We start from the raw sequence: 24,545 nt of genomic DNA on the forward strand, positions 1-24,545 counted from the left end.
TATAGGTATTATAAAATAAACGCCTTTAATTTAGGCGTTATTTTGCATTTAAAAGCATACTTGTAAAAATAATCAAAAATAGTACAATTTAAAAGTAAAATTAAGGAAAAAAGGAGTAATTTAATATGAAAACATGAATAAAAACAAATTTAAGTAAAATAACATTAGCATTAGCACTAACTGGTGCAACAACTGGAACAATAGGATTAATCATGGGGGGGGTGCTTACCAATAAAATGGAAAATTACTATTTAAAACCAAATGGAGAAAAAGTATTAGGTACAACTACAATTTGATGAAATAAATGATATAGCCCTGATAAAACTAGATTGTATTTTTCAAAAATTAAACATCATGATGAAGATGTAAAATGAGATGGTACTTACACAAATAATTATTTTGAATAATTAAATTTCTAAGTTAATATAAGAAATATTTTCATTATATTTATCGAATAAATTAATATTTTTTAAATCAATTTCTTGTTTATCTGTTATTAAAATAAAATCATAATTTCCGGAACCAAAAACACCACTAATTTCAATCCGATTTAGATTATTAATCGGATTTTCGATTTGTAATTCAAATTCACTATTATTATCAATTTGTGATATTTCTTTATAAAATTCCAATTTAGAAAATAATTGAGATTTATTTGAACCATATAAATTTAAAGCATTTTCAATTTTATTATTACTAATGATTAATTTTGTAAAATATTTTCCATATTCGCCATTTGCTAATGTTCAATCTGATGGAATTAATGAAGGTATATTATTAGTTTCTAGTTCATTGGTTATAGATAATCAATTAAATTGATTATCGTCTAATTTAAATAATTCATTTTGACTAATATCATTATTTCTTAGTTTAATGTTATTCATATCTGTAAAATCAAAATACTCAGATTTTAATATAACTTTGGTATCTTTAAATCTTCAAATATCTTTACCAGTAGGTTTTATTGGACTCGATTTTAATTCAAAATAATAGGGTAACAAAATTTTATTATCATCATTTAAACCTTTATTAATTGACATAATTGAATAAATATTATTTGATAACATAATTACTAGTTTCTTAAAAATATGAACTTGTGGTAAATTTATATAATTTGGATAATCCAATTTTCATTGTTTAAATAAATTAGTTATTACTTCTTCTGGTTTTTGTCCTTCAAATTTTGCTCTTAACTTTGCAATTTCATTGTCTGGAACACCTTTATCATCATATGTTGCACCATCAAAATTCCTATTATAATTATATGTATAACTTAGCATATCTAATAATAGTTGTTGTAGACTGTCAATGGGTGGTTTATCATTTATTTCAATTTCAATATCATTAAAGTTCTGTGATAATTCAATAACAATATTTCTACTTGGATATGGTGGGTTTGGTTCTTGATGACTATATAATAAATATTGTTCATTCTTTTTCATTTCAAAATCAGCTAATTTTTTCGGTATTGGGGATGGTCCATCATATTTACCAATTTTTGCATATGTTATTTTTGCATTATTAATAATTTCTTTTCTTGTTTCAGTTCCACCACCAATAGCAATTAAATCTAAAACTGATTTTTCTTGTCCAATAAATTGTTTTGCTAAATTTCAAGGTAATATTTGTTCACTAAATCATTGTTGTAAAATTCTAACTTTTGGTTGAGTTTCAATAGGCATTGATAATAAGGGAAATGCTATCTTATCTTTAACAAATAACTTAGGGTATACTTCCATATTGTCAACTTCACCAAGTACCTTTATATTGCCAAAAATCATGCTTCTAGGGGCTTTAATTTTTAAACCAGTAACTTTGGTATCTTTATCTAATGGTTTTTGTAATTTAATAATAATTGGATAACCATCTCTTGTTTTAAAATCTTTAATTTTAATAATAGTAATACTTTTAGTACTTCTTGTTTTTGGATTTTGATAAGGCTGTGAATAATTATTAATAATATATAAATTATCAATATTATTTTCAGTTAAAGGTTCATTAATAGAAACAGCATATAACTTAAATTGATTTAATAAATTTATTTCTTGAAAAATTAAATTTTTAATATCAGTCATACTATATTCAATTGTATTATCATTAATATTTGTACTTGCTCTTTGATTTAATTGCATAGTAAAATCAGATGTTTCAACAGCAGTAGTTTTTAATACTTTTTCAATATCAATAAATCCGATTTTAATAGTATTTGCTGAAAATTTTAAAGTATTATTTTCATTATTTTTAAATAAACGTTCAATTTCATAAATATAAATTGTTCTTTTTTTAAATTCATCGTATGCTCTATTAATATCGGGGTCACTAGTTGCTCTCATCATATTAGTAAAGTCATAAGGAATATTATCAATTAAATAATCATTTTCTACTTCTGCTTGATTAAGTTTAGTTTGTTTCTGTGGAAATTTCGTTTGTGGTTTGTTGTTGTTTTCCATTGTTTTCTCCTATTAATTGGTTATTTTCGGGATTAAATAATTTTAATCTCACTGTTAAATTATTAATTTCTTGTTCATCATTAATATTAAATGTTTTACTATTTAATAAGTCTTTATCTAAACGTACTAATATTTGAATAAATTTAAGAATATCAATATTAAATTGTCATAATTTTTGTTCAATATAGTTAATAGTTGAAATATTTACTGCTGTACTTTCGGGAACTGATTGTTGTGCAGATTTCTTTTGACTTGGTATATGAATACCACAACGTTTAAATATTTCATTAACATTTCAATCGTATATATCAGTTAAATTTTTACCTTTAAAATTACTATTTGTCATATTAATATTTTCATTTTGTTCGTTATTATCTCCACCACTTTTAAATATGTAGTTTTTAGTAACCAAAGTTCTTACTGTTTGTTCTAATGCTGATTGAACATTCCCATAAGTTTGATTAAAAATAAATTTAGGTGAGTTTAAAATAGTATCTAAAACAATTTGTTCATAAATAACATCTAATGCTTTAATTTTATCCATTACTTTATCACAATCTGCTAATTCATTTGCTTTATTTCGCATAATTGCTATTGGTATATAATTAATATTTAGTGTTTGTTCTTGCTCTAAATTTGGATTATTAATGAATGATTTAAAATCTAATGGAAATTGTTTTTTATTATCACTAATACTATAAATTGCACGATTAATAGTTACTTGTTCATTATTTAATGTATAAATTTCAAATAATCTTACATTTTGTGCATTTTGTTGATAACTATCATAAAAAATAGTACATTGAATTAATTTACCGGTAATATCATAAACTCTTTGTTGAATATCTATTACTTGAAAATATAAATCATCATTAGCAATAAAAATTAAATAACCACTAATTCCTAATTTGCTTAATTTAAAAATAGAATTTCAATTTTTTCTATAAAATTCTTGCTGAATTAAGTATTTTTTAATAGTTTCATTATTAATATCTAATGGAGCATTATATAAATTAGCATTATTTTCTGCTACAAAATCAGTAAAATAAGTTTCATGGTTAAAATCATTAAAACCAAAATAATTTAAAATAGAAGCATGTGTACTTTTATTTTTATTAGTTAAAAATTTTACTTTTTCATTTTGATTATCACTAGTATTTGTTTTATCTTTTCTTTTAAATAAACTTAACATAATATTCACCACCTTTCTAAAATATTTGATTAATTTTTAATACAATTTTTACAATAATAAATATAATTAAACCAGCAGTTGCAGAAGATAATAGTACTCCAATTAAACCTAAAATAATTTTTATAATTTTAAAAAACATAATATTATTCCTGTAATTCTTCTAATTTTCATACATTACCTTTTAAATTACCTTTTCCGCTATAAATAGTAATCAATTTTGCATGTTGAACTGATAAAATTACTATATTAGCACTATCATTAAAGGTTTGTATTTGTACACCATCAATTTTTTTATCAGTTATAATAAATTCTTGTATAGTATAAACTGGATTATATATACTTCAAGAATAATAAACTCTATAATGTTTATTAACTATAAAATCATAAGTAATTTGTCAATTATCTCATTTATTTTTTTCTCTTGTTCCTACTTCTTTTCAATTTGAACGACTTGGACTTGGTGTTGGAGGAATATCTTTTAATTCATTAATAGCACCGGCAATAGTTTTATCAGTAGTTTCTAAATTAGGAATTTCAGTACTAATAGTATTGATAGAAAAAACATATTTAAAATGGTCTTTATCCATTTTATCTTCTATTTTTTTATCTACTTCTTCTTTTTTATAATAATCAGATAAATCAGTTTTACCACCAATAGCACTAATAGTATTAGTTACTTCATCAATTTTAATATTTTCGCCAGTAGTTAATTTATTTTGCTTTTTATCTAATAAATTATTAGTTTCTATTTTTGTATAATAATCACGTTCAGTACTTTCTTCTGCTATAAATTCAGTTGGCGTATCTATTCCTTGATATTGATATATTTCTTTTATATCACCAATTAAATTAATTTTTCCACGTTCAGGATAAGAATTACCTCCACCCCTAAATTTTTTATTTCTATTGTCATAGTAAATAGTTCCAATATTTAAAATATTTTTATTTGAGATTTGTTCATTATAAGTCATGGAATCAACATTTAATAATTCAAATTCATTAAAAACATTATTTAAATAAATTTTAATTACTTTATAAAATTTCATAAAGTCATTTTCTGTTGAATATTGATAACTGATTTTAATAAAATATCATTTAAATGTTTCTATATTATTATTTTCAACTTTTTTTCATAGGGGACTAGTTTCGATATTAAATCAATTATTTTTAACATCATTAATATTTTCGTTTGCTTTAATTAATTCAGTATTTAATTTTGTAATTTCATTTTCATTAGTAGTAATTCGTTTTTGTTGTTTAGCAGAAAAATCACAAGTTGGTGCATGTGTATAATCACCAATTTGTGGATTATTTTGTAATGCTTCGGGTGGTAATGTACCAATTTCATCAGGTCAATCTAAAATCATTGTTTCAGATTCTTTATCATAATCTGTTGCAACATAACCTTTATTTATAAATTTTGTAACAGGACCTCTATATATTTCATTTTCATTATCATCAACTAAATCATCATACAATTTCATTTGTTTTGATAATGTAAATTCTTTTTGTTCTTTAATTAATTTATCAATTTGATTTCTAGTATAAAATGCTTTTAAGTCAATTTTTTCAACATCTATTTCATCATCATTATAACTTGAAAATATTTGTTTTAATTCTGTTAATCTTGCTCATATTTTCATTCTACTAGGTGCTAAATCTCAAACATTAATTGTAGGAGTACTATTTGCACTAAATTGAATACCATTATTAAATTGAATAGTAGCATCAACATTAAATTCAATTGGTGTACGATTAAATACTCAATGTTCAACCATAACATAAACCATATCTCTTAATGTTTCTTTAATTAATTCATCTTTAAAACTATCAAAAGGAAATTTAGATAAAATAAAATCAAGATAAGCATTAATATCATTTTGAGCACGAATAGCAAAAGTTTTAAATCAATCATTAACATTAGGTCATGTTTGTATATATTGCTGTGGTGTTTCTGTAATTTTTCCAGTTAATGGATATCAGTTATTATAATTTTCAAGACTAACATCAGTTCAAAGTTTATTAATCATAATTTATCATTCCTTAAAAAATGCTTGTTTATAATGATGAGTATGTTTTTTTGTTTTTTTATGTGTTATATGTTCAATTTCTTTTTGTATTTTATTTTTACCTTTTTTTAATTTTTTCTTACTTTTTGTTACAACTTGACTATATGCAAATTTTTCTAAATGATGTAATAATCCAGTACCAAATAAAGTATTAACACTAAATTTTAAACCAACATTTTTAAATGATTTGTTAATATTTTCAATAGGATTATTAATAACATTTACTACTTTATGATAAGTTCTTATTATTCTAAATATTTCTCTATATACTTTAAAACTATCTCTAATTACTTGTTGTAAAACTGGTGGAGCAAATGCTATTGCTTTTAATCATTTATTACGATTAACACCATAACCAATGTATCAACCACTATATCAACGATATCAATGGAATGGATGTATTTGAGTAACAAAAGTTTTTGCTTTAAGAATACTATCAACAACTGTAATTGGTTTATATTTAGGATTGCGATGATAAATAGTAATTGCACATTTATCTAATGACAAAGGTTGAATTTTACAACCCATAAATACTGGTGAATTTAATGGAATTAATTGTGCATGTTTAATTGCTCTTTTTTCTGCACTAGTAAATAAATCAGTTGCTTTTTCTTTTAATTTATTAATTTTTTCAAATGCTTGTTTTTCTAACTTTTCAAATTTTTCTTGTAATTTATATATACTTTCTCTTATTTTTTCAAAATATGGTGTATCTTTTCAAAATTTATTTAAACCTTTTTTTAAATAAAATCTAATATCAAAATATTTAAAAGTTTGATTTGCTTTTAAAACAAGTTGATGAATAATATTATTTTTAAAATTAAATTTAATAGAATTAGCACGAATTTTTTGTAAATCTAAAATTAAAGTTTTTCCATATCTATTTTCTGTATGTATTGTATGAACTAAATTTAATCAATCATGCTGATTCATAGATAATACTTTTTTTAAATCAGTATTAAATTTTTTTAAAAAGTTATTTGCTTTTTCAATATCTTTAATTTTAAATTTAGGAGTTAATTGTGGACTTAGTTTTATTAATGTATTTTGTAATAATAAGTAATCTTTTAACTCTTGTGCTTCTAATTTTTGAAAATTATTTTTATATTGTCTTTCAGCAACATAACCTAAATCTCGTAATACTGTTTCACGATTAGGAGTAAAAATATAATTCATTAAATAACGTTTATTACCAATAATTTTATCTGTTAAAATTTCTTTTCCACTTACTTGACTAATAATTTCTTGTAAATTTTTTGCTTCTTTAATTCCCACTTGTTCTAATGTTTTAGTTTTTTGTGCTAGTTTAATAAATTTACTTGTACGATAACCACGACTAATTTTATTAAGTCCAGCAAATGCAGGAAGTATATTAAAGAAAGTATTTAATTTTGTTACATTTCCTTTTAAATAATCATAAACTTGATTAATAGTAAAATCAGTTAAAAACTCTACACCAACAGCACTAATACTAGCAACTAAATCACTTGCACCTAATCCAAGGGCTACACTTTCACTTAATCCACCAGTAAAAGGAGCAAGTGCTACTGCTATAACTTGTACACCAATCATTTCTAAAATTTCTCATCAAAAACTTTTATTTTCTTGTTGGTTACTTGTTCTAGTATGTTTTGGTTTATTTATGTTTAAAAGTATTGCTGTACTAGTTGTACCAATTGGCATGATATTAATTTCCTTTATTTAAGAGTTATTTTAATTGGATTTGTTGTTCCTTTATAATTTAAATCATTAACATTTGCAGTAATAGTTATATATAAGTCACCCGCTTTTTGTTTTTGATTACTTACATTAGTTTTTCCTTGTGCATCACTAAAATATTTAATAGTTGGATTTGTTAAATTTGGATTTAATGATTTAAGTTCATTAGTACTTTTTATTTGTGTATTTAATTCACTATTATTGTTATTAACATTTGCAGTAATATCAGTTGTTAAACTTGTAATCTTAGTTTTTAAATCATTTTTATCATTATTAACAATTGCACATAACATTCAGCGTGAAGTTGTTTCTTCATCTGTTATATAGGGTATTGATTCACCAGTTACTTCTCCACCAACTAAATATCTTCTTCCAACTTTACCATCAGCAATATCTTGAACATATACAACTGTATTTTGTAACATATATCTTTTCATTGCTCTTGGTGTTGCTAAAACAAAAGACATAATTTTAGTTTCATTATTATCAGTAAATGTCATATAATCATCCATTACAATTTGACATAGTACACCTTTAATATATAAATCATTTCCATTTAATCTTAATTGTTGTGCAATCTGATTATCAGTAATTAAACCTTTATTATTAGCTAAATAAACAATATTATCATAAAGATTATTAGTAATAAAAAAACGACAATTATTACTATTTCTTAATTGAAATAAAGTATTTCAAGCATCTAACATTGATTTTAAGTATCCTACTGGTGATTTATCAGTAATATCTACTTTAGTTGCATATTTTGCAATTACATTTGTATCATTATTTGCTAAATAATCTGCTAAGTCATTAGCAACTTCATATTGCATTGTATTTAATAAATTTTGTCCATTTTCAGCATTTAAATCAACATTAGCAATTATTTCACCTGCAACTGCTTCTTCTTTAATTTCTTTTAAAATTTTAATAGTTTCAGCATAACTAACATCTAATCCTTTACTTTTATCATTTCATTTTAATACTTTAATTTCTGAATTTTTTGGTTTTTTAACTATAAATTCAATTTTGGTTGAATTAACTATTTCGATAGGAAAAAAACTTGCTCATGGTGAATTTGATTGTTTATAAAATTCTATAAACTCTGGTGCTTCTACTAATTTTTCGGTATTATCTAAATTTTTATTGAATTGTATTGCCATTTTTTGATTTCCTTTCTGTTATAAATTATTATTTTTTTTATAATCCAATAATGTACTTTTTATTGAATTTTGTTGATTTGTTATTATTGTTTGTGGTTTGCCACCTGTATTAATTGTTTCTTTAAATACTGGTTGTTCTTTAATCATTTTTTTAATACTTTCTTCAATTTTTGAATTTTCTATATTACTTGTTTTAAATTTTAAAAACTCATAAAATTCCGTTTTAACTTGATATTTTTTAAATATATTAATCATTTCTTTTTCTTTAATTTCTTGATTAAGTTTATTTAACTTATTTTCTGCTTCATTAACTTTATTTTCTATTTCTTGTGAAGAAGCATTATTTTCAGTTAAAGGTTCAGTTGTTTGTTGAACATTATTTTCATTTTCTAACATTTACATCACCACTTTTTTATTTATTTTCTTTATTAATCTTTTCATTTAATTTTGCTAATTTTTTTTGATGTTTTATAATTTTATTATTTGCTCTAACATGTTTTGGAGTTGTGATAAATCTTTTTAATAAAACAATAATTTCTCTGCAAATTAATATTCCAACACTTGTTCCAATAATTATTAATTCATGTAAAAATTCTTTCATTTCAATATTTTCCTTTCAACTATTTATTTTTTTATTTTTGATTATTCATCAAATTCACCTTTAATAATTCTTTCAATCATACATTTTGCATCCATTAAAAGATTTGCAATTAAACGTTCATTCAGTCGTATGTCTTCTAAATCTTTTTCATGTTGTTTTAATTTATCATCATAATATTGAATTAATTTTTCTTTATTCATACTTTTCACCTCCTTTATAAACTCATGTGATTGTAATCTCAATTTAATGAAGCATTATCAGTATTTAATGGTACTTCGCTTAGATTATCACTACCATATTGACTAGTTGTTTCACTATTAATTGTGAATCTATTATCATTAATTAATCTTGCAGTTTCATTATTAAATGATGTTTCTTGCATTTCTTCAATATGATTAGTTGTTTCCATTGGTAGTAAATTATGGATTATTTCACTTGCACCAGCAATTATGGTAGGTACTGCATAAGCATTATTAAAATCATTATTAATACCCATAGCAACACCACTTGATATTAAACAACCACCAGTAGCCATATTACATATCTTTCTTATTGCTTCAAATTTATTAGGTATTAACTCAGTTAATCCACTAATAAGATTTGAAATACCATAAGCATTTAAACTAATATATGTATCTCAATCCATTAATGACTGATTATCTTGTTTATCTAATAATAATCATGGTGGACCCTCAGTTGTAGTTGTAGTAGTTATTGGAGTTGGTGTTGTTGGAATAATTGGAGTAATATTATTTTCTGTTCATTTACTATAATTTGCTAAACCAATTGTTCCTAAACCTAAAATAATTTTTTTAGAACTATTAATTAATTTAGTTTTAGTATTTGGTCTTTGATTTAAATTTCATATATCTAAACCTAATTTTTTACCAAATAATAAACTATTAATTGAACCTAAAACTGGATTTGCAATTACTTGACCATAATAAGCACTTGTACCAATCATTGCACAAATTGGATTTATACCAGTTCTAATTAATTTGGTTAAAGTATAATTATTTGTTTCCATTTTTTTCTCCTTTTATTTGTAATAATTTTTCTAAAACATAATGATTTTTATCAAATTCTCTAATCAATCATTTTTTTGTTTCTGACGGATTATTAGTACAAAGAATTAATCTTTCTATCATATAAATTAATTCTTTTTTATCTGCTCTATCAAAAATTACTTTTAAAATTTCATCTAACATAATTTATTCTCCTTTATTTGCTTTTAACATTTCTCTTACAATATCTAATAAAGTATTTACTTGATAATCATATAATTCAAATTCATGAATTCTAATTTTAATTTTTTCCTTCTGCATTTATTTATTCTCCTTTAATTTCTAATTTTTTAATTGTTACTTTAATTCAACCTTGATAAACATCATTATCACCAACTATTAATGCAACATTACTTTCGGGGTCAGAAACAATTATGTGTTTGGATTTAACATTTGGGTATTGTCTTAAAATAATTGCTCTAATATCATTACTTGTATGAATTGCTTTTGGAAATGGTGATAATATTTCAATTTCATCTTTATTTTCAAACAAAGTAGGTAATATTATCATTAATTATTCTCCTTATTTTTAATTTGATTAGCAATTTCAAGTTTTTCTTGTTACAATATATCTTTTATTATTTGATTTTTTCTAATTATTTCTTGTTCTAATGAATAAATATGTTCTGACATTTTATTTATTATTAAATTTATATAATGTATTTCTTCTTCAATATTATTAAATGCAAGAGTTCCTATTTTAATTTTTAAATTTTCTAATACTTTTTCCATATCTTTTTTTATTACTAAATCAGTCATTTGTTTTGGATTTTGATTAAAATTCATTATATTTTTTCTCCTTTTTGTAAAATATCTTTTATTATTTCTAATTCAGTCATTCTAATTTCATTTGTTTTAATAAAATTTTGCAATCTTTCAATTTCTTTTGTATATTTATTAATATTTTCTTTATGCTGATTAATTCTGTCATTAATATATTCTAATGGTGTATTTTTAATCATTTTTTTACTCTTTTCATTTTTTAAATCATTTAACATTGATTGAACAAAATGCACGATTTTTAGGAATATTTAAAGTATTAAAAATTTGACCAGTTACAATAATTTCATCGTTTTTGTTTAATAAAATACATCGTCTATAAAATTTTGGGTTATTAAAAATTAAAGTAACATAATTTAATCCATTTCATTGACCACGAACACTATAATATAATTCCTTATTACCTTTTTCGTAATATTTTGCTTCAATAGTGTTACTCAGTTTTACTTTTAATTTGACATAATTTGCTTTATCTTTCATTTTTATAATTCCTTAAATAGTATTGAATATGCTTATAAGCATCTTGTTCATGTTTTGTTAATTTTATATTTCCTTTATAATTTTCTAAATTATTAGTTTTATTTTTTGGTTCACTTTCTAAATAATCTCAATTCATAACATCTTCTACTAATACCATTAATGCACCAATAATCTTAGGTGTTGCTAATGGATTAGTTAATAATTGTTTTGAGCTTAAAAAGAAATTTTCTACAATAACTAATATTTTTTGATTAATAAATTGTTTTTTAATTAATTTAAAATATTCTTTATATATATTTTTACTTTCTAAAACTGTTTTAGTTTTGAATGTTTCATTAAAAGTAATATTATTAGTTTCACTTGAATATATAACCATTCCATTATTACCAATACCAGCGGGATCAATACCAATAATTAAGTCATATTGCATTATTCAAAGTCACCATTTTGAATTTTTTCTTGTAATTTCATTATTAATTTAAGTTTTCAATTACTAATAATAATTTTAATTACATCACTAATATCATCTTTAAGTAATTCAATAAATTCATTATCAAGATAATAAATTAATTTTTCTTTATATCTATTAATTACTTCTTTTTTAAATTTTTCTCTTAATTTTTCTTTATTAATTCAAAAATCATATTCAGTTTTACATTTACCATCATGATTAATAAAAAGTTTACAATCATCTATTGTACAGTTTGTTTTATCCATATTTATACCTCCTACTTAACTTATTTTTAAAATACAGTCATAACAAATTGCTTTACCATTTTTGTCTCTTAAAAATTTTTTTCTTGTTTTAATATCACTAGTAGTAAAGAATAAATAATATAATTGTTTTTGTTTACATGTTCAGCAAAAATAATTTTTCATTTAATATTCCTTTTCTAATATGTTCTGTTGCTTCTAGCATAAAGAACATATATTTTGATTTTTAGATTATTAATAATACTACTATTAGTTTTATTCATTCCATGAAAACTGGGCTCAAAAATAAATTGTGAAATTTTAAAAAGAAATCGAGGCATTCGATTCAATATTTATTTAATTTGTGTTAAACAAATTAATATTTTAATTGAACCGGCACCGCTCAATTTTTTTTACAAGTTTGAAATTTATTTTCTCGCCCAAAAAAATTTTTCAAAAAAAATAAAAAATAAAACCAACACTTGCTCACTGGGGAGTGGCAAGGTTGGTTAAATAAAGAATAGAATTAATACAATAGGTCCCTACAACAGGTCTATATATACTAGTTTCCAATTCGCTCCCACCCCAAGAATTACCATTAATGGTTAGTATATTTTATTAGGTATCACTCCACTTTTTATTTATCCATGCAAGTCCACATGTTCTAGCTACTATTTTTAACAACTGTGTTGTAGTTCACTTTTTTAGTTCCCTAACACGTGTTGATAATAGCGTTAAAGACGGTTATTAAAAATTTTAAAATTTTACAATTACAAAAAAAAGACAAGATTTTTATTCTCGTCTTTTGTCATTTATTTTTAATTCAAGGGTAAAAAAAGAAAGGAGCTATTTTTAAAACTTTTTAGTTATCGACATCTTCGACACGCTCCCAAATATTAAAATAAACATTAATATTTTAATTTTAAAAAATGTATTTTTACCTATATGAATTTCCTTTTGCTTTTTATAAAAAAATAAGTTACAATTCTTAGTGAATATTTAATTATTATTTAGTTTAAGGAGAATAACAATCAAATGCGTAAATTAATCACTTTATTTTCAACACTTAGTTTACTTTCTTCTTCTGTGAGTACTATTGTGGCTTGTGGTACTGGAGATGGTTCAAACATTGAAACAAATTTTAAAAACGAGCCATCAAACAAAGATGGTGATCCGTTAGTTGATTATGTTTATAATAAATACTATCAATATGATACTAAACTTTTATACAAACCACTTACTGCATTTATGCAACTAGCAACAGACAAAATTAGAATTGATCGTAATGCATTAGAAGTTACAGATGCTGCTAGGGATTTTTATAATAGTGATCAATATAAATCAGGTAATTATGAGAGTATTAATTATAATATTAATGATAATCCAAATAAAGTAATGAATGAACCATTCAGTTGTAAAGATGCAAAGGGAAGTCTTTTAGTTTTTGGTTTAACTGATAATGATATATCTAAACAGCAATATTATGGTTATTGATATGTTACATATGAAACAGCAACAGAAGCAGAAAACCCTTCAAAAACTGCTAAAACTGGTATTATTTCACCAAAAATTACTGAATTTAAAGATGATAAAAATAAAACTATTATTAAAAAAGGTTGAATTCATTTATTCTTTATAATGAAAGATTCAAAAATGAATAAGACTTTTAAAATTGATTTTAATATTCAAATTGATGTAAGTTTTAGTTTATGAGTTGATAAAAATAAAAAAGAAATAGTTGTTATTAATCCAAATACTATTGATAAAGCTTTGGGTGATGTTGATTTTCGTAACCCAGATAAAGTGGTTCATGAAAGAATAAATAACATGACTTTTTCAGAATCATAATGATAAATATTAAAATTGTTTGTATTGGTCAGTTGTCACAAACATATTGAAAATCAGCTGCCAAAGATTATTTAGAACGAATTAAAAAACGAACTAATATTGAAACAAAAAATATTATCGAGTCTAAATTAAATTCAATTCCTAATAATATTAAAATTGAAACTAATAAAATCACTGAATACATATCAAAGAATAATGATTATCAATGATTTTTATTAGATTTATCAGGACAATTAATAAGTAGCGAACAATTATCACAGATGATTAATAAAAATCAAATTTATCAACAAGGTAAAATTGGTTTTATTATTGGTGGTAGTAATGGTGTAGCACAAATATTAAAAGACAATATTAATTTAATTAAAATTTCCTTTGGTAAAATAACATTACCTCATCAATTATGTTATGTTGTTTTATTAGAGCAAATATATCGTTCATTACAAATACTTAATAATCAAAATTATCATAAGTAGCAGGTGAAAGAAATGTATAATAAAACTTTATTTGTTGATTCCTCATGATTAGAATTTTTTCAACAAGAATATAAAGAAACATATTTTACTAAATTATTAGAAGATATTAAAAAAGAATATCAGACTTATCTTTGTTATCCTCAATGAGAAGAAATATTTCAAGCTTTTAAAATAACTCCTTTATCAAAGGTTAAAGTAATAATATTAGGTCAAGATCCTTATCATCAGCCAAATCAAGCTCATGGCTTAGCATTTAGTGTTAAAACAAATACTCCATTACCACCAAGTTTAAAAAACATTTTTCAAGAACTAAAAAATGATTTAAATATTGAAAAAGATAATGATGGTAATTTAACAACTTGAGCTAAACAGGGAGTTTTGCTTTTAAATACAACTTTAACTGTCAGACAAAGTCAACCTAATAGTCATTTACAATATCAATGAGTAACTTTTACTGATCATGTTTTATCATTTTTAAATTTAAACTGTACTAATCTTGTTTTTATTTTATGAGGTAAAAATGCAAGAAATAAAAAAATGTTAATTGACACAGAAAAACATTTTATTATTGAGAGTACACATCCTTCACCTTTAAGTGCTTATAATGGTTTTTTTAATTCAAGACCATTTAGCAAAACTAATAATTGATTGATTTCAAAAAATAAAACTCCCATTAAGTGATAAAAATAAAAAAATACTAATTTTATTATATGTATTTAAACAAACAATGTTATGATATATTTGTTAAAATTAATATAGTTTTAAAGAATATTTCGGGAATGGTGGTTATTTAAATGCCCAATAATTTAATATTTAATCACATATTTTCTCAACGATATGATTTAAATACCTTAAACTTATTTAGTAGATATACAGCTATTTATTTAATTATTACTTTAAGTAGCATAATGTTAGCATATATTTTAATGAATAGTTTTTGAAAATGATTTCGTAAAGATAAATATAAAGGTGTTCGTTTTACTACTAAAAATATTGCTTATATAACAATGTTATCTTCGGTATCAGTTGTGGCAACTATTATTGTTTCTATTACGATACCCATTACAGTATTACCACCAATTAGAATTGCTTTTGAGGGTTTAATGATTAAAATAACCGGTTATATGTTTGGTCCAATTATAGGTATTATTTGTGCTGCAGTAACAGATATTTTAGTAATGTTATTTGTTCCTTCATATATTAGCATTTATTATATGTTTTGTATTATTTTCGCTGGTTTTTTGGCAGGAATTGCTGGAATATTTAAAGTAAAACTAAAAGATTATCCATGAGTTATTTTTGCTTTAATTAATTTTTTTATTATTTTCTTTGCTGTTGGTGGCATGTATATTGTTATTTCAGGTAAGCAATCATCATATTCTATTTCAGGAATTATTGTTAATAAATATGTTCTGGCTAGTATTATGGGTGGTGGTGGCATTACTGGCCTATTAAGTATTTATAGTGTTTTATTTTATTATTTATTGAAAAAAGAAATTTATAGAATTAAAGAAATTTTACCAATTATTTTATTAGCAGTAGTAGCCGAGTATGTAACAACAGTGCTTATAGCCTCCTATGCTGATATGACTTTATTTGATCCTAATGCCAAGGATTATGGAGTAACAGCAATTATGAGAATTGTGCAAGCGCCTCTTAAAATTATAATTAATTCAATTATAATTTATGTGACTTGAAGAACTGTTAATCCTTTAATTAATATTGATAATAATAATTATTAAATAAAGGATTTTAAAAATATGAATGAAGAATTTTTTAAAAAAATATCTAAATATTCAAATAAAGATTGTTTAAAAAAATTAAAAATTATTACTCCAAAGTATTTAAACAATAATATTAAGTATATTCATGTAACTGGAATAAACGGTAAAGGTTCAGTATCGCGTTTAATTTTTGCTATATTATCACAAACCTTAAAACAAAAAATTGGTTTGTTTACTTCTCCCCATATTGAGTTTGTTAATGAACGAATTATTGTTAATGATAGAATGATTAGTAATCAAGATTTAGTTCGTATTAGAGACTTGATTTTTGATGATATTGAATATTATCAATTAGGTTTTTTTGGTATTTTAACTTTAATTGCATTAATTTATTTTCAAGAACAAAATGTGCAATGAGCAATAATTGAAGTTGGGATTGGTGGAAAAATTGATCCTACAAATATCATTGATGCAACATATGCTATTATCACTTCAATTGGTAAAGATCATCAAGATAGACTTGGTAAAACTACATCTGAAATATTACATCAAAAATTGGGAATAGTAAAACCAACTACAAAAAATCTTTTTATTTCAGGTAATTTAAATAATAAATTAAAAAAGCAAATCGATATGGAAGGTTATAAACCTATATATTCTCCAAGATTAATCAATCAACCATACTATCAAGAAAATAGAGAATTAGTTTTAACAGTAATTTCAAAAGCATTTTTAGAAATTAATATTAAACAAGCTTTAAAAATCATTAATGATACTAATATTAGATTACGATTTGAGAAATATCAAATTAATGATAAAACTATTTATTTTGATGCTGCTCATAATATTGATGGTATTAAAGCATTAATTAAAACACTAAAAATTAATAAAATTATTCCTCAACAAATTATATTTTCTTGTTTAAAAAATAAATATCCACAAAAGTTAATTAGTTATTTAAAAAAAGTCTCAGATAATATTATTATTTGTAGTAATAGTAATTTAAATAGTATTACTGGTGAATTTTTTGATTATCAAAAAATGATTAAATGTAGCCCTGATAAAATAATTTTAATTACAGGTTCTTGTTATTTTTTAGCAGATGTTTATAATTATTTAAGAACAAAGAAAATAATTATGATAAAAAAGGGTGGTAATTAAATGAATGTGTTGTTATTGAATATAATTAGTGGAGTGTTAATTTTAATTACTTTTTTATTGATCACAGTTTTTGGTTATAAAGATAATAAAAAAAAGATAAAGCAAATAAAATTTATTTGCTTAAGTGGAATAATGTTAGCATTAGCTGTTTCTTTAAATACAACAGGTGCTTTAATGTTAAAAAGTTTACCATTTTCTAAATATTTTGAAATTAAATTGGGTAATTTTATATTAGTTTTAATAGGTTTCTTTTGTGGTGAAATATTAGGATTTCTTAGTGGTATTGCCAGTGATTTTTTAGGTTTATTATTTAGTACTGGTGGTGCATCACCATGTTTATTTTTTACTTTTACTAGTATTTTATGATGTATATTACCTTACTATTTAGTATTAAATTTTAGTAAAATTTATTATAGTAAAAAGACATTTTATTGATATTTGCCAATTGCTTATGCTATTACTTCATTAATTATTACTGGTACTAATCCTATTGCATTAAAAATATTATTTCCTGGATTACCACCTTTATGATTAATGTATTTTCCATTAAGAGTTATAAAATATCCTATTGATTTAACGGTTAATGTTTTTTTAATTGTTACTTGTTATTCTGCATTAAAGAAAACTTTAAATTTAGAAAATCAATTTAAAAAATATTATTTCGCTACAGATCCGCAATCTTTACAATATAATAGAGTACCTGAAGAATAAACCAAAAAATAATTATTTAATTAAAATTTCTGATATTTTTTGTAACATTTTTAAATTTATCTCTTTATTGAGAATATATTAAATTAATAGTAATTTTTTAATATTACTATTTTAATTTTAATAGCATGTTTATTTTTATTGATATAGAAATCATGTAAAATGATTGTATTAAAATATTAAAGATTAGGTGGTAAAGATATATGAAGAAATTACTAAGTAGTCTAGCAGTAGTAACTTTAATTGGAGTAACAAGTATAAGTGTCGTCACTTGTGGTGGAGAAAGGATTGCGCCGGTTAGAAAAACTGATTTAAAATATTTAAAAGATAATGTCAACGTTATTATAATTGAAGATAGTGTTAATGAATTTAAATTACAATTAATTGATCAATTAAAAAAACAATCAGGATTTAGCAATTTAGAAATAAGTGATGTTGATATTACTAAATATGATGGTAGCTCTTTACAAGAAAGTGATATTGTACAAGGGATATTAAATACTAAAGTAAGTGCTAAAGAAAACTCACAAAACTTTACTGGTGAAAAAACTATAAATGTAAATATAGAAATTACAGATACAAGAACTGATTTAAATATGATTATTACCGAAAAGAAATTAGGTATTATTTATATTGGTCAATTAGATAAACCAAATAAATCTGAAATTTTAGAAATTATTAAAGACAAAAATATTAAAGCATTGGCTCTAACTGAAGATGACTTTTATATTAAAAAAATTATTAACACTACAGCAATTATTATTAATGGTAAAGGTAACTATAAAAATGAAGTTACTTTGTCTTGTACTATTACTAATTTTAAAAAAGTTTCAAGTTGAGATGAAAGTAATGGTGCAGTTCATGCTCTAGCAAATATTAATGGTGTGCTTTATTGGTCAAGGAAATTTATATAAAAGTAATAGTGATGGCAAATTTGAATTAATGAGTAATTGAAAACAAGGTAATGGTGCAGTTTGAAGTTTAACAAATGTCAATGGTGTACTTTATGTAGGAACATCAACTGTTAATAAAAAGGGAAATCTATATAAGATAAATACTAATGATATTAATGCTAAAGTTGAACCAGTTTCTAATTGAAAAGATACTAATGGTGAAGTTCATGTTTTAGTAAGTACTAATAATGGTGATGTTTATGTTGGAGCAAAAGATACTAGAGGTGGAAAATTATATAAAATTAATAGTTCTGATCAAGTTACTGATCTTACTAATTGAACTGCTACTAATGGTGTAGCTTTAAGTATATTAAATGTTAATGGTGTAATTTATATAGGAACAATAACTAGCAATGGTAATGGAAGATTATACAAAAGCGATACTGATGATAAATTTAATCCAGTTTCTAATTGAAAAGATAATAATGGTGAAGTTCATGCTCTAGCAAATATTAATGGTGTAGCTTTAAGTATATTAAATGTTAATGGTGTAATTTATATAGGAATAACAAATAATAGCGGTGAAGGAAAAATATATAAAAGTAAAGCTGATAAAAGTTTTGAACTGATGCTTGGTTGAGAGAATACTAATGGTGCAGTTTGAAGTTTAACAAATATTAATGATACTATTTATATAGGAACAATAGCTCCTTCTAATAAAGGAAATTTATATATAACTGAAAAAAAATAAAAACATAAAAATGATATCTATCAAAAATTATGAAATTTCAAATAATTAATACTTTTTTAATTATTAATGATTCTCTTTGTTTTAATGATTCTCTTTGTTAAAGAGAGTTTTAAATTTAAAAAATTATTTTGTTACAGATTGATATTCTTTACAGTATAATAGAGTATATAAAAACTAAACTTTATTAAGAAGGGTTAATTAAATGATTAAAATTTATGATAGTTTTTCACAAAGATTGCAATTGCTTGCCCCTAATAAAAAGCAAGTTAATATGTATTTATGTGGTCCTACTGTTTATAACTATATTCATGTTGGCAATATTCGTGGTGTACTTGTTTTTGATGTTTTACATCGTTTGTTAATTGATCAAAATTATAAAATAAATTATGTTCATAATATTACTGATATTGATGATAAAATTATTAAGAAAGCTGCGGATTTAAAAATAACAGAACAACAAGTTACTGAAAAATATACGTTAGCATATTATGAAGACTTAGAAAAATTAAATATTATTTCTCCTACAAAATTACCAAAAGTAAGTGAATATATTTCAAAGATTATTGAATTTATTAATAAATTAATTATTAAAGATTATGCATATGTTACTGCTGGTGATGTTTATTTTAAAGTTAATAAGTTAAAAGATTATGGAAGTTTGGCACATAAAAATATTGAAGATTTAATTCCAAATTTTAGAATTAAAAATTTAGTTGCTAAAGAAAATAATCTAGATTTTGCTTTGTGAAAATCAACAACAATAGGTATTAGTTGAAATAGTCCGTGAGGAAAAGGAAGACCTGGTTGACATACTGAGTGTGCTTGTTTTGTTGAGGATTTATTTAATGGTCAAACTATTGATTTACATGGTGGTGGTGTTGATTTAAAATTTCCTCATCATGAAAATGAACGAGCTCAATTTGTTGCAACTAATAATAAAAAAATGTCAAATATTTGATGACATAATGGTCATGTTAATATTGCTAATGAAAAAATGTCAAAATCTTTAAATAATTTTATTTTGGTTAAAGAATTTTGTCAGCAATATCATCCAAATGTATTGCGATATTTAATATTAAATCGTGATCATCAACAACCAATTGATTTTAATAAGGAAACAATTGAAAATGGATTAGTGTCAACAAAAAAATATGAAAATATTTTAAAACAATGAACCTATCAAATATTTATTAACAATATAATATGTAATAATAATCATCATTCAATTTATTATCAACAAATTATTAAAAATTTATCAAATAATATTGATACAACTAATACTATTACTTTAATTGAAAATATGATTAAAAAATTAAATGAAGCACTTATTAAAAAAAATTTTAATGAAGAATTTCAAGAAATTTTTTATACTTTTACCTTTGCTTTAAAAATATTAGGATTTGATTTTAAAGTTGGTAATTATTCTGAAAAAATTAAAAATAAAATTAAAATATGAGAACAACTAAAAAAGGAAAAACAATACCAAGAAGCTGATAAAATTCGTCAAGAATTAAAAGATTTGAATATTATTTAAAGGAGCAAAATTATGGCATTACAATATATTTATGGTTATCACCCTATTATTGCTGCATTATCAACATCGTCATTAATAAAAATTAAAAAAGTTTTTTTAGTTCAAGATAAGTACCAAGAATTGAAAAAAGATTTAAAAAGTGTAAATATTCCTTATGAAATTATTAGTTTACAAGCAATGAATAATTTATTAGGTACTACTAAACATCAAAATATTGCTGCTAATGTTAAAGACTATCAATATTTTTCTTTTGATGAATTAATTAATATTGATTCAACATCTAAATTTTTAAGAATTTTAATTTTAGATCGTATTTCTGATCCACATAATTTTGGTTCAATGTTAAGAATTGCAGCGGGTAATGACTTTGATGGTGTAATTGTTTTAAATCGTAATCAATCTGAAATAAATGGTGCAGTTGCAAAGGCTGCAGCCGGTGCTCTAAGTATTATTCCAGTTTGTCAAGTTAATAATTTAACTTCCGCAATTAATAATTTACAAGAAAAATATAAATTTTGAATTTTGGCTGCTGCTAAAACAGCAAAAGCAATTGATTATTTTACTATTGATTGTAGTAGCAACTTAGCATTAATTATTGGTAATGAAGGTGAAGGGATAAGTCCAAAGTTATTAAAACATACCGATTATATTGTTCAAATACCAATAAGTCCAAAAATAGAATCATTTAATGCTAGCGTTGCTTGTGGTATTATTGCAAACTATATTTACGTTGAAACGTTAAAATTATCGTAAATTTTAAGAACTTATATTTTTTTTAAAAAGATACTTTTATATTTTAGGTGTAAATGTTTTTTCTTTATTTATTAGATTTGGTTCTGAAAATTTTCATTTTTTTCTTTTAAATTTTTGCATATATTTATTTGATCAATTAAATGGTTTTCTAATTCTTTACAATTGTTTTTAATATTTGTATAGTCAGAATTTATCTTCTTTATTTTATTATTAACACATTTGTTTTTATCTTTAATTCAAAAAGTAAAAAATTTAATAAAAAAATTTTTATATTTATTTATTTTATTTTTTACTAATTGTTCTATTTTTGTTGTTATTTTCTTTTCTAACATTTCTTCCAAAGCTCAAATTTTTGATCTTAGTTCTAAAATATTTGAAGAAAGTAATATTATTTTGGGAGTGTTATTATTTTCATTAGTTAATTTTTCTAATTCTTTATCTTTTTCTTCACTTAATTTTTTTAATTTTGATAACATTTTTTGTTCATTGTAGAAGAAAAAAACTCGTTATTTTCAATATCTGTACTGTTATTACTTGGATAATGATTTTTTCTACGTTTAAATAAGTTTTTTAAAATATTTAAATACATCTGTTTCGCATTTTCCTTTCAAAATAAAAAAACTCATTTATTTTTTATGAAAGTAATGAGTTAAAAAACTTATTATTAAGTTTTATAAATATTATATATTATTATAAAATTTATTTGTTAAAGTAACTATTAACATAAAGTTGATAATAACATAAGTAGTTTATTATTCTTTAAATTAATCAAATATGTAATGTCAAAAAATTACAAAAATAATTATTTTATGATAGTTTTTTAAAAAATAAGTGATTTTTATTTTTTGAAAGGAAAATGTGAATAGTATGCAACTAGTAAATGAACTGTTAATTGAAACAGTTGAAGTTGATGATTTGGAAGCACTTAAAGTTTTACTGGAAAATGGTGCACATATAGATAATGAAAATCAAGATGGTAATACGTCTTTAATGTTAGCTGCTGAAAATGGAAGAATTGAAATTTTTAATATTTTATTATTATACAAAGCTCATGTTTATCATAAAAATCAAGGTGGTTTTACTGCTTTAACTTGCTCTATTAAAAATAAAAATTTAATAATAAAAACATTTAAAGAATTTCTAAAATTTAAAAATGAAATAATGATTTTTAAAGGAAATTGTTATGAAAAAATAATCTATATTATAAAGGGAGATGATGATTGATTAGAAAAAGAAGAATCAGTAATAGATTCATTAGAATATTTGCAAAATGAAATTAAAAAATTAAATTAAAAAAATAATTCAAATATTGAAATTTTTTGACAAAAAGAAGTTATTAATAGTTTAGTATTTGATGAACTAAATTATTCATTACTACATATAGCGGTAATAAATGATTGACAAAAATTAGTAACTTATTTAATTAATAAATGACCAATTGATGTTGATTATAAAGATAACTCAGGAAATTCAGCATGAAATCACGCTTGTTTACTATTACAAAAAGAAATTGCTTTGACAATTAAAAATTATGATCAGTTAACTATTGAAAATAAAATGTTTTTAAAAGATTTTTTTAGTTTATCATCAAATTGAAATCAAAATCAAGAACAGGAAATTGACAAAGTAGCTAATGAAACTAGAAGAGAAATATTTAAGTATTACATACCACAAACAGAAGTAGAAATCTTTAAAGATAAGATAAATTTGTTAGATTTATCATCAATAGTGAGTCAAACAACTATTAAACGTGATTATGGATCAAATATGTAATATTAAGAATTTCAAAATTAAATACTAATACATCATAATTTTAAATAATTAGTTGATTAGTAATTCATAATTAGTTTGTTATTTGAAATATTTAGGAGGATTTAATTATGAATGATAATGAATTGATTTATTTGTATTGTATTGAAAACAATGAATTTGCTTTTAATTTTTTATATAAAAAATATGAATTGAAAAATGATTTTTTTTTACGAAATATTATTAAAAAGTTTTTTGCTATTCCTTTGGAAACAAATGATTTAAAATCAACTTTTTATTTTATTTTTTTAAAGGCAATTTTTAAATTTCAAGAAAGAAAAAACAAGTCATTTCAAAATTTTTTATATTATGAAGTAAAATGAGGAGTATTTACTTATGTTAAAAGTTTTTTAAATAATAATCATAAAATTATTAATTGTGCCTTAAAATATAATGATTATTTATATCAAAAAAATGATTATGAATATACTTCATTTTTGGAAGAAGTTATTAGTATTACAAATTTTACTACTAATGAAAATGAAGTTTTAAAATTAAAGCGAAGAGGATATAATGTTCATCAAATTATGAAAAAATTAAATTTAAGCTATAAGCAAGTTGATAATGCTTGAACACGAGTAAAGTTAAAATTAAAAAATAGTTACAAAAAATATATTTAATAAAAATTACTATGATAGAATTAAGACAACAATAAAATTTATATTTTAATTTTATTTTTTTAA

33 protein-coding genes are annotated in these 24,545 nt (G+C 22.4%); 14 read left to right on the forward strand and 19 right to left on the reverse strand.

Annotation, left to right across the window (positions count from 1 at the left end; all coding sequences use genetic code 4):
* Window positions 1–125 precede the first annotated feature (125 nt).
* Complete coding sequence (locus AACK96_RS00135) at window positions 126–407, forward strand: hypothetical protein (RefSeq protein WP_338973386.1); 282 nt, start codon at window positions 126–128, stop codon at window positions 405–407.
* Here AACK96_RS00135 and AACK96_RS00140 read toward each other — a convergent pair whose 3' ends face one another.
* From AACK96_RS00140 to AACK96_RS00225, 18 genes are all read right to left on the reverse strand, one after another.
* Window positions 408–2,450: a hypothetical protein gene (locus tag AACK96_RS00140; protein ID WP_338973388.1), complete on the reverse strand. Its 2,043-nt coding sequence runs from the start codon at window positions 2,448–2,450 to the stop codon at window positions 408–410.
* Window positions 2,401–3,642, reverse strand: coding sequence for a hypothetical protein (locus AACK96_RS00145; protein WP_338973389.1), 1,242 nt, complete (start codon window positions 3,640–3,642; stop codon window positions 2,401–2,403). Before AACK96_RS00145 ends, AACK96_RS00140 begins: the two co-directional genes overlap by 50 nt.
* Before the next feature lie 16 nt (window positions 3,643–3,658).
* Complete coding sequence (locus AACK96_RS00150) at window positions 3,659–3,781, reverse strand: hypothetical protein (RefSeq protein ID WP_338973392.1); 123 nt, start codon at window positions 3,779–3,781, stop codon at window positions 3,659–3,661.
* Window positions 3,782–3,785: 4 nt separating this feature from the next.
* Complete coding sequence (locus AACK96_RS00155) at window positions 3,786–5,672, reverse strand: hypothetical protein (protein ID WP_338973395.1); 1,887 nt, start codon at window positions 5,670–5,672, stop codon at window positions 3,786–3,788.
* 3 nt (window positions 5,673–5,675) lie between these two features.
* Window positions 5,676–7,394 carry a hypothetical protein gene (locus AACK96_RS00160; protein ID WP_338973398.1) on the reverse strand — a complete coding sequence of 573 codons (1,719 nt, stop codon included), beginning with the start codon at window positions 7,392–7,394 and terminating at the stop codon, window positions 5,676–5,678.
* 14 nt (window positions 7,395–7,408) lie between these two features.
* Complete coding sequence (locus AACK96_RS00165) at window positions 7,409–8,590, reverse strand: hypothetical protein (RefSeq protein WP_338973401.1); 1,182 nt, start codon at window positions 8,588–8,590, stop codon at window positions 7,409–7,411.
* Between the two features lie 18 nt (window positions 8,591–8,608).
* The gene (locus tag AACK96_RS00170; RefSeq protein ID WP_338973404.1) at window positions 8,609–8,986 is read right to left on the reverse strand and encodes a hypothetical protein; all 378 of its coding nucleotides are present in this window, start codon (window positions 8,984–8,986) and stop codon (window positions 8,609–8,611) included.
* Between the two features lie 16 nt (window positions 8,987–9,002).
* Window positions 9,003–9,191, reverse strand: coding sequence for a hypothetical protein (locus tag AACK96_RS00175; RefSeq protein WP_338973407.1), 189 nt, complete (start codon window positions 9,189–9,191; stop codon window positions 9,003–9,005).
* A gap of 41 nt (window positions 9,192–9,232) precedes the next feature.
* Window positions 9,233–9,391: a hypothetical protein gene (locus AACK96_RS00180; RefSeq protein WP_281748859.1), complete on the reverse strand. Its 159-nt coding sequence runs from the start codon at window positions 9,389–9,391 to the stop codon at window positions 9,233–9,235.
* Between the two features lie 14 nt (window positions 9,392–9,405).
* Window positions 9,406–10,218: a hypothetical protein gene (locus AACK96_RS00185; protein ID WP_338973410.1), complete on the reverse strand. Its 813-nt coding sequence runs from the start codon at window positions 10,216–10,218 to the stop codon at window positions 9,406–9,408.
* Entirely contained in the window at window positions 10,205–10,399 is a 195-nt protein-coding gene (locus AACK96_RS00190) for a hypothetical protein (RefSeq protein ID WP_338973412.1), read from the reverse strand. Before AACK96_RS00190 ends, AACK96_RS00185 begins: the two co-directional genes overlap by 14 nt.
* Before the next feature lie 121 nt (window positions 10,400–10,520).
* Entirely contained in the window at window positions 10,521–10,766 is a 246-nt protein-coding gene (locus AACK96_RS00195) for a hypothetical protein (RefSeq protein WP_338973415.1), read from the reverse strand.
* A 50-nt stretch (window positions 10,767–10,816) separates the two neighbouring features.
* A complete protein-coding gene (locus AACK96_RS00200; protein ID WP_338973417.1) occupies window positions 10,817–11,041 on the reverse strand; it encodes a hypothetical protein in 225 nt (74 codons plus the stop codon).
* On the reverse strand, window positions 11,041–11,253 hold the full coding sequence (locus AACK96_RS00205; RefSeq protein WP_338973420.1) for a hypothetical protein: 213 nt from the start codon (window positions 11,251–11,253) through the stop codon (window positions 11,041–11,043). Before AACK96_RS00205 ends, AACK96_RS00200 begins: the two co-directional genes overlap by 1 nt.
* Complete coding sequence (locus AACK96_RS00210; RefSeq protein ID WP_338973423.1) at window positions 11,222–11,515, reverse strand: hypothetical protein; 294 nt, start codon at window positions 11,513–11,515, stop codon at window positions 11,222–11,224. The genes AACK96_RS00205 and AACK96_RS00210 overlap by 32 nt, the downstream gene beginning before the upstream one ends.
* The gene (locus AACK96_RS00215; protein ID WP_338973425.1) at window positions 11,505–11,945 is read right to left on the reverse strand and encodes a hypothetical protein; all 441 of its coding nucleotides are present in this window, start codon (window positions 11,943–11,945) and stop codon (window positions 11,505–11,507) included. Before AACK96_RS00215 ends, AACK96_RS00210 begins: the two co-directional genes overlap by 11 nt.
* A complete protein-coding gene (locus AACK96_RS00220; RefSeq protein ID WP_338973427.1) occupies window positions 11,945–12,232 on the reverse strand; it encodes a hypothetical protein in 288 nt (95 codons plus the stop codon). The genes AACK96_RS00215 and AACK96_RS00220 overlap by 1 nt, the downstream gene beginning before the upstream one ends.
* A gap of 15 nt (window positions 12,233–12,247) precedes the next feature.
* On the reverse strand, window positions 12,248–12,394 hold the full coding sequence (locus AACK96_RS00225) for a hypothetical protein (RefSeq protein ID WP_338973430.1): 147 nt from the start codon (window positions 12,392–12,394) through the stop codon (window positions 12,248–12,250).
* A gap of 849 nt (window positions 12,395–13,243) precedes the next feature.
* Between AACK96_RS00225 and AACK96_RS00230 the strand changes: the two genes are divergently transcribed.
* From AACK96_RS00230 to rlmB, 10 genes are all read left to right on the forward strand, one after another.
* Window positions 13,244–14,056, forward strand: a complete 813-nt coding sequence (locus AACK96_RS00230; RefSeq protein ID WP_338974366.1) for a hypothetical protein — start codon at window positions 13,244–13,246, stop codon at window positions 14,054–14,056.
* Window positions 14,056–14,529, forward strand: coding sequence for a 23S rRNA (pseudouridine(1915)-N(3))-methyltransferase RlmH (locus tag AACK96_RS00235; protein ID WP_338974367.1), 474 nt, complete (start codon window positions 14,056–14,058; stop codon window positions 14,527–14,529). The genes AACK96_RS00230 and AACK96_RS00235 overlap by 1 nt, the downstream gene beginning before the upstream one ends.
* Window positions 14,530–14,541: 12 nt before the next feature.
* Window positions 14,542–15,213, forward strand: a complete 672-nt coding sequence (locus AACK96_RS00240) for a uracil-DNA glycosylase (RefSeq protein ID WP_338974369.1) — start codon at window positions 14,542–14,544, stop codon at window positions 15,211–15,213.
* A gap of 110 nt (window positions 15,214–15,323) precedes the next feature.
* On the forward strand, window positions 15,324–16,271 hold the full coding sequence (locus AACK96_RS00245; RefSeq protein WP_338974370.1) for a hypothetical protein: 948 nt from the start codon (window positions 15,324–15,326) through the stop codon (window positions 16,269–16,271).
* 18 nt (window positions 16,272–16,289) lie between these two features.
* Window positions 16,290–17,414, forward strand: a complete 1,125-nt coding sequence (locus AACK96_RS00250; protein WP_338974371.1) for a bifunctional folylpolyglutamate synthase/dihydrofolate synthase — start codon at window positions 16,290–16,292, stop codon at window positions 17,412–17,414.
* Window positions 17,415–18,125 carry a hypothetical protein gene (locus AACK96_RS00255; protein ID WP_338974373.1) on the forward strand — a complete coding sequence of 237 codons (711 nt, stop codon included), beginning with the start codon at window positions 17,415–17,417 and terminating at the stop codon, window positions 18,123–18,125.
* Between the two features lie 200 nt (window positions 18,126–18,325).
* Entirely contained in the window at window positions 18,326–19,036 is a 711-nt protein-coding gene (locus tag AACK96_RS00260) for a hypothetical protein (RefSeq protein WP_338974375.1), read from the forward strand.
* Complete coding sequence (locus AACK96_RS00265) at window positions 19,002–19,766, forward strand: hypothetical protein (protein WP_338974377.1); 765 nt, start codon at window positions 19,002–19,004, stop codon at window positions 19,764–19,766. The genes AACK96_RS00260 and AACK96_RS00265 overlap by 35 nt, the downstream gene beginning before the upstream one ends.
* 202 nt (window positions 19,767–19,968) lie before the next feature.
* Entirely contained in the window at window positions 19,969–21,300 is a 1,332-nt protein-coding gene (cysS, locus tag AACK96_RS00270) for a cysteine--tRNA ligase (protein ID WP_338974379.1), read from the forward strand.
* A 12-nt stretch (window positions 21,301–21,312) separates the two neighbouring features.
* Complete coding sequence (gene rlmB, locus AACK96_RS00275; RefSeq protein ID WP_338961607.1) at window positions 21,313–22,053, forward strand: 23S rRNA (guanosine(2251)-2'-O)-methyltransferase RlmB; 741 nt, start codon at window positions 21,313–21,315, stop codon at window positions 22,051–22,053.
* Window positions 22,054–22,124: 71 nt separating this feature from the next.
* Here rlmB and AACK96_RS00280 read toward each other — a convergent pair whose 3' ends face one another.
* The gene (locus tag AACK96_RS00280; RefSeq protein ID WP_338974380.1) at window positions 22,125–22,529 is read right to left on the reverse strand and encodes a hypothetical protein; all 405 of its coding nucleotides are present in this window, start codon (window positions 22,527–22,529) and stop codon (window positions 22,125–22,127) included.
* 391 nt (window positions 22,530–22,920) lie between these two features.
* Between AACK96_RS00280 and AACK96_RS00285 the strand changes: the two genes are divergently transcribed.
* The 3 genes from AACK96_RS00285 to AACK96_RS00295 all read left to right on the forward strand — a co-directional run bounded on the left by AACK96_RS00285 (window position 22,921) and on the right by AACK96_RS00295 (window position 24,482).
* On the forward strand, window positions 22,921–23,346 hold the full coding sequence (locus tag AACK96_RS00285; protein ID WP_338974382.1) for an ankyrin repeat domain-containing protein: 426 nt from the start codon (window positions 22,921–22,923) through the stop codon (window positions 23,344–23,346).
* Between the two features lie 222 nt (window positions 23,347–23,568).
* A complete protein-coding gene (locus AACK96_RS00290; RefSeq protein WP_338974384.1) occupies window positions 23,569–23,826 on the forward strand; it encodes a hypothetical protein in 258 nt (85 codons plus the stop codon).
* Window positions 23,827–23,933: 107 nt separating this feature from the next.
* Window positions 23,934–24,482, forward strand: a complete 549-nt coding sequence (locus AACK96_RS00295) for a hypothetical protein (RefSeq protein WP_338974386.1) — start codon at window positions 23,934–23,936, stop codon at window positions 24,480–24,482.
* Window positions 24,483–24,545: the final 63 nt, after the last annotated feature.

The sequence above is a fragment of the Spiroplasma endosymbiont of Tricholauxania praeusta genome (genome assembly GCF_964019535.1).
In the GTDB taxonomy this organism is placed as follows: Bacteria; Bacillota_I; Bacilli_A; order Mycoplasmatales; family VBWQ01; genus Spiroplasma_E; species Spiroplasma_E ixodetis_A.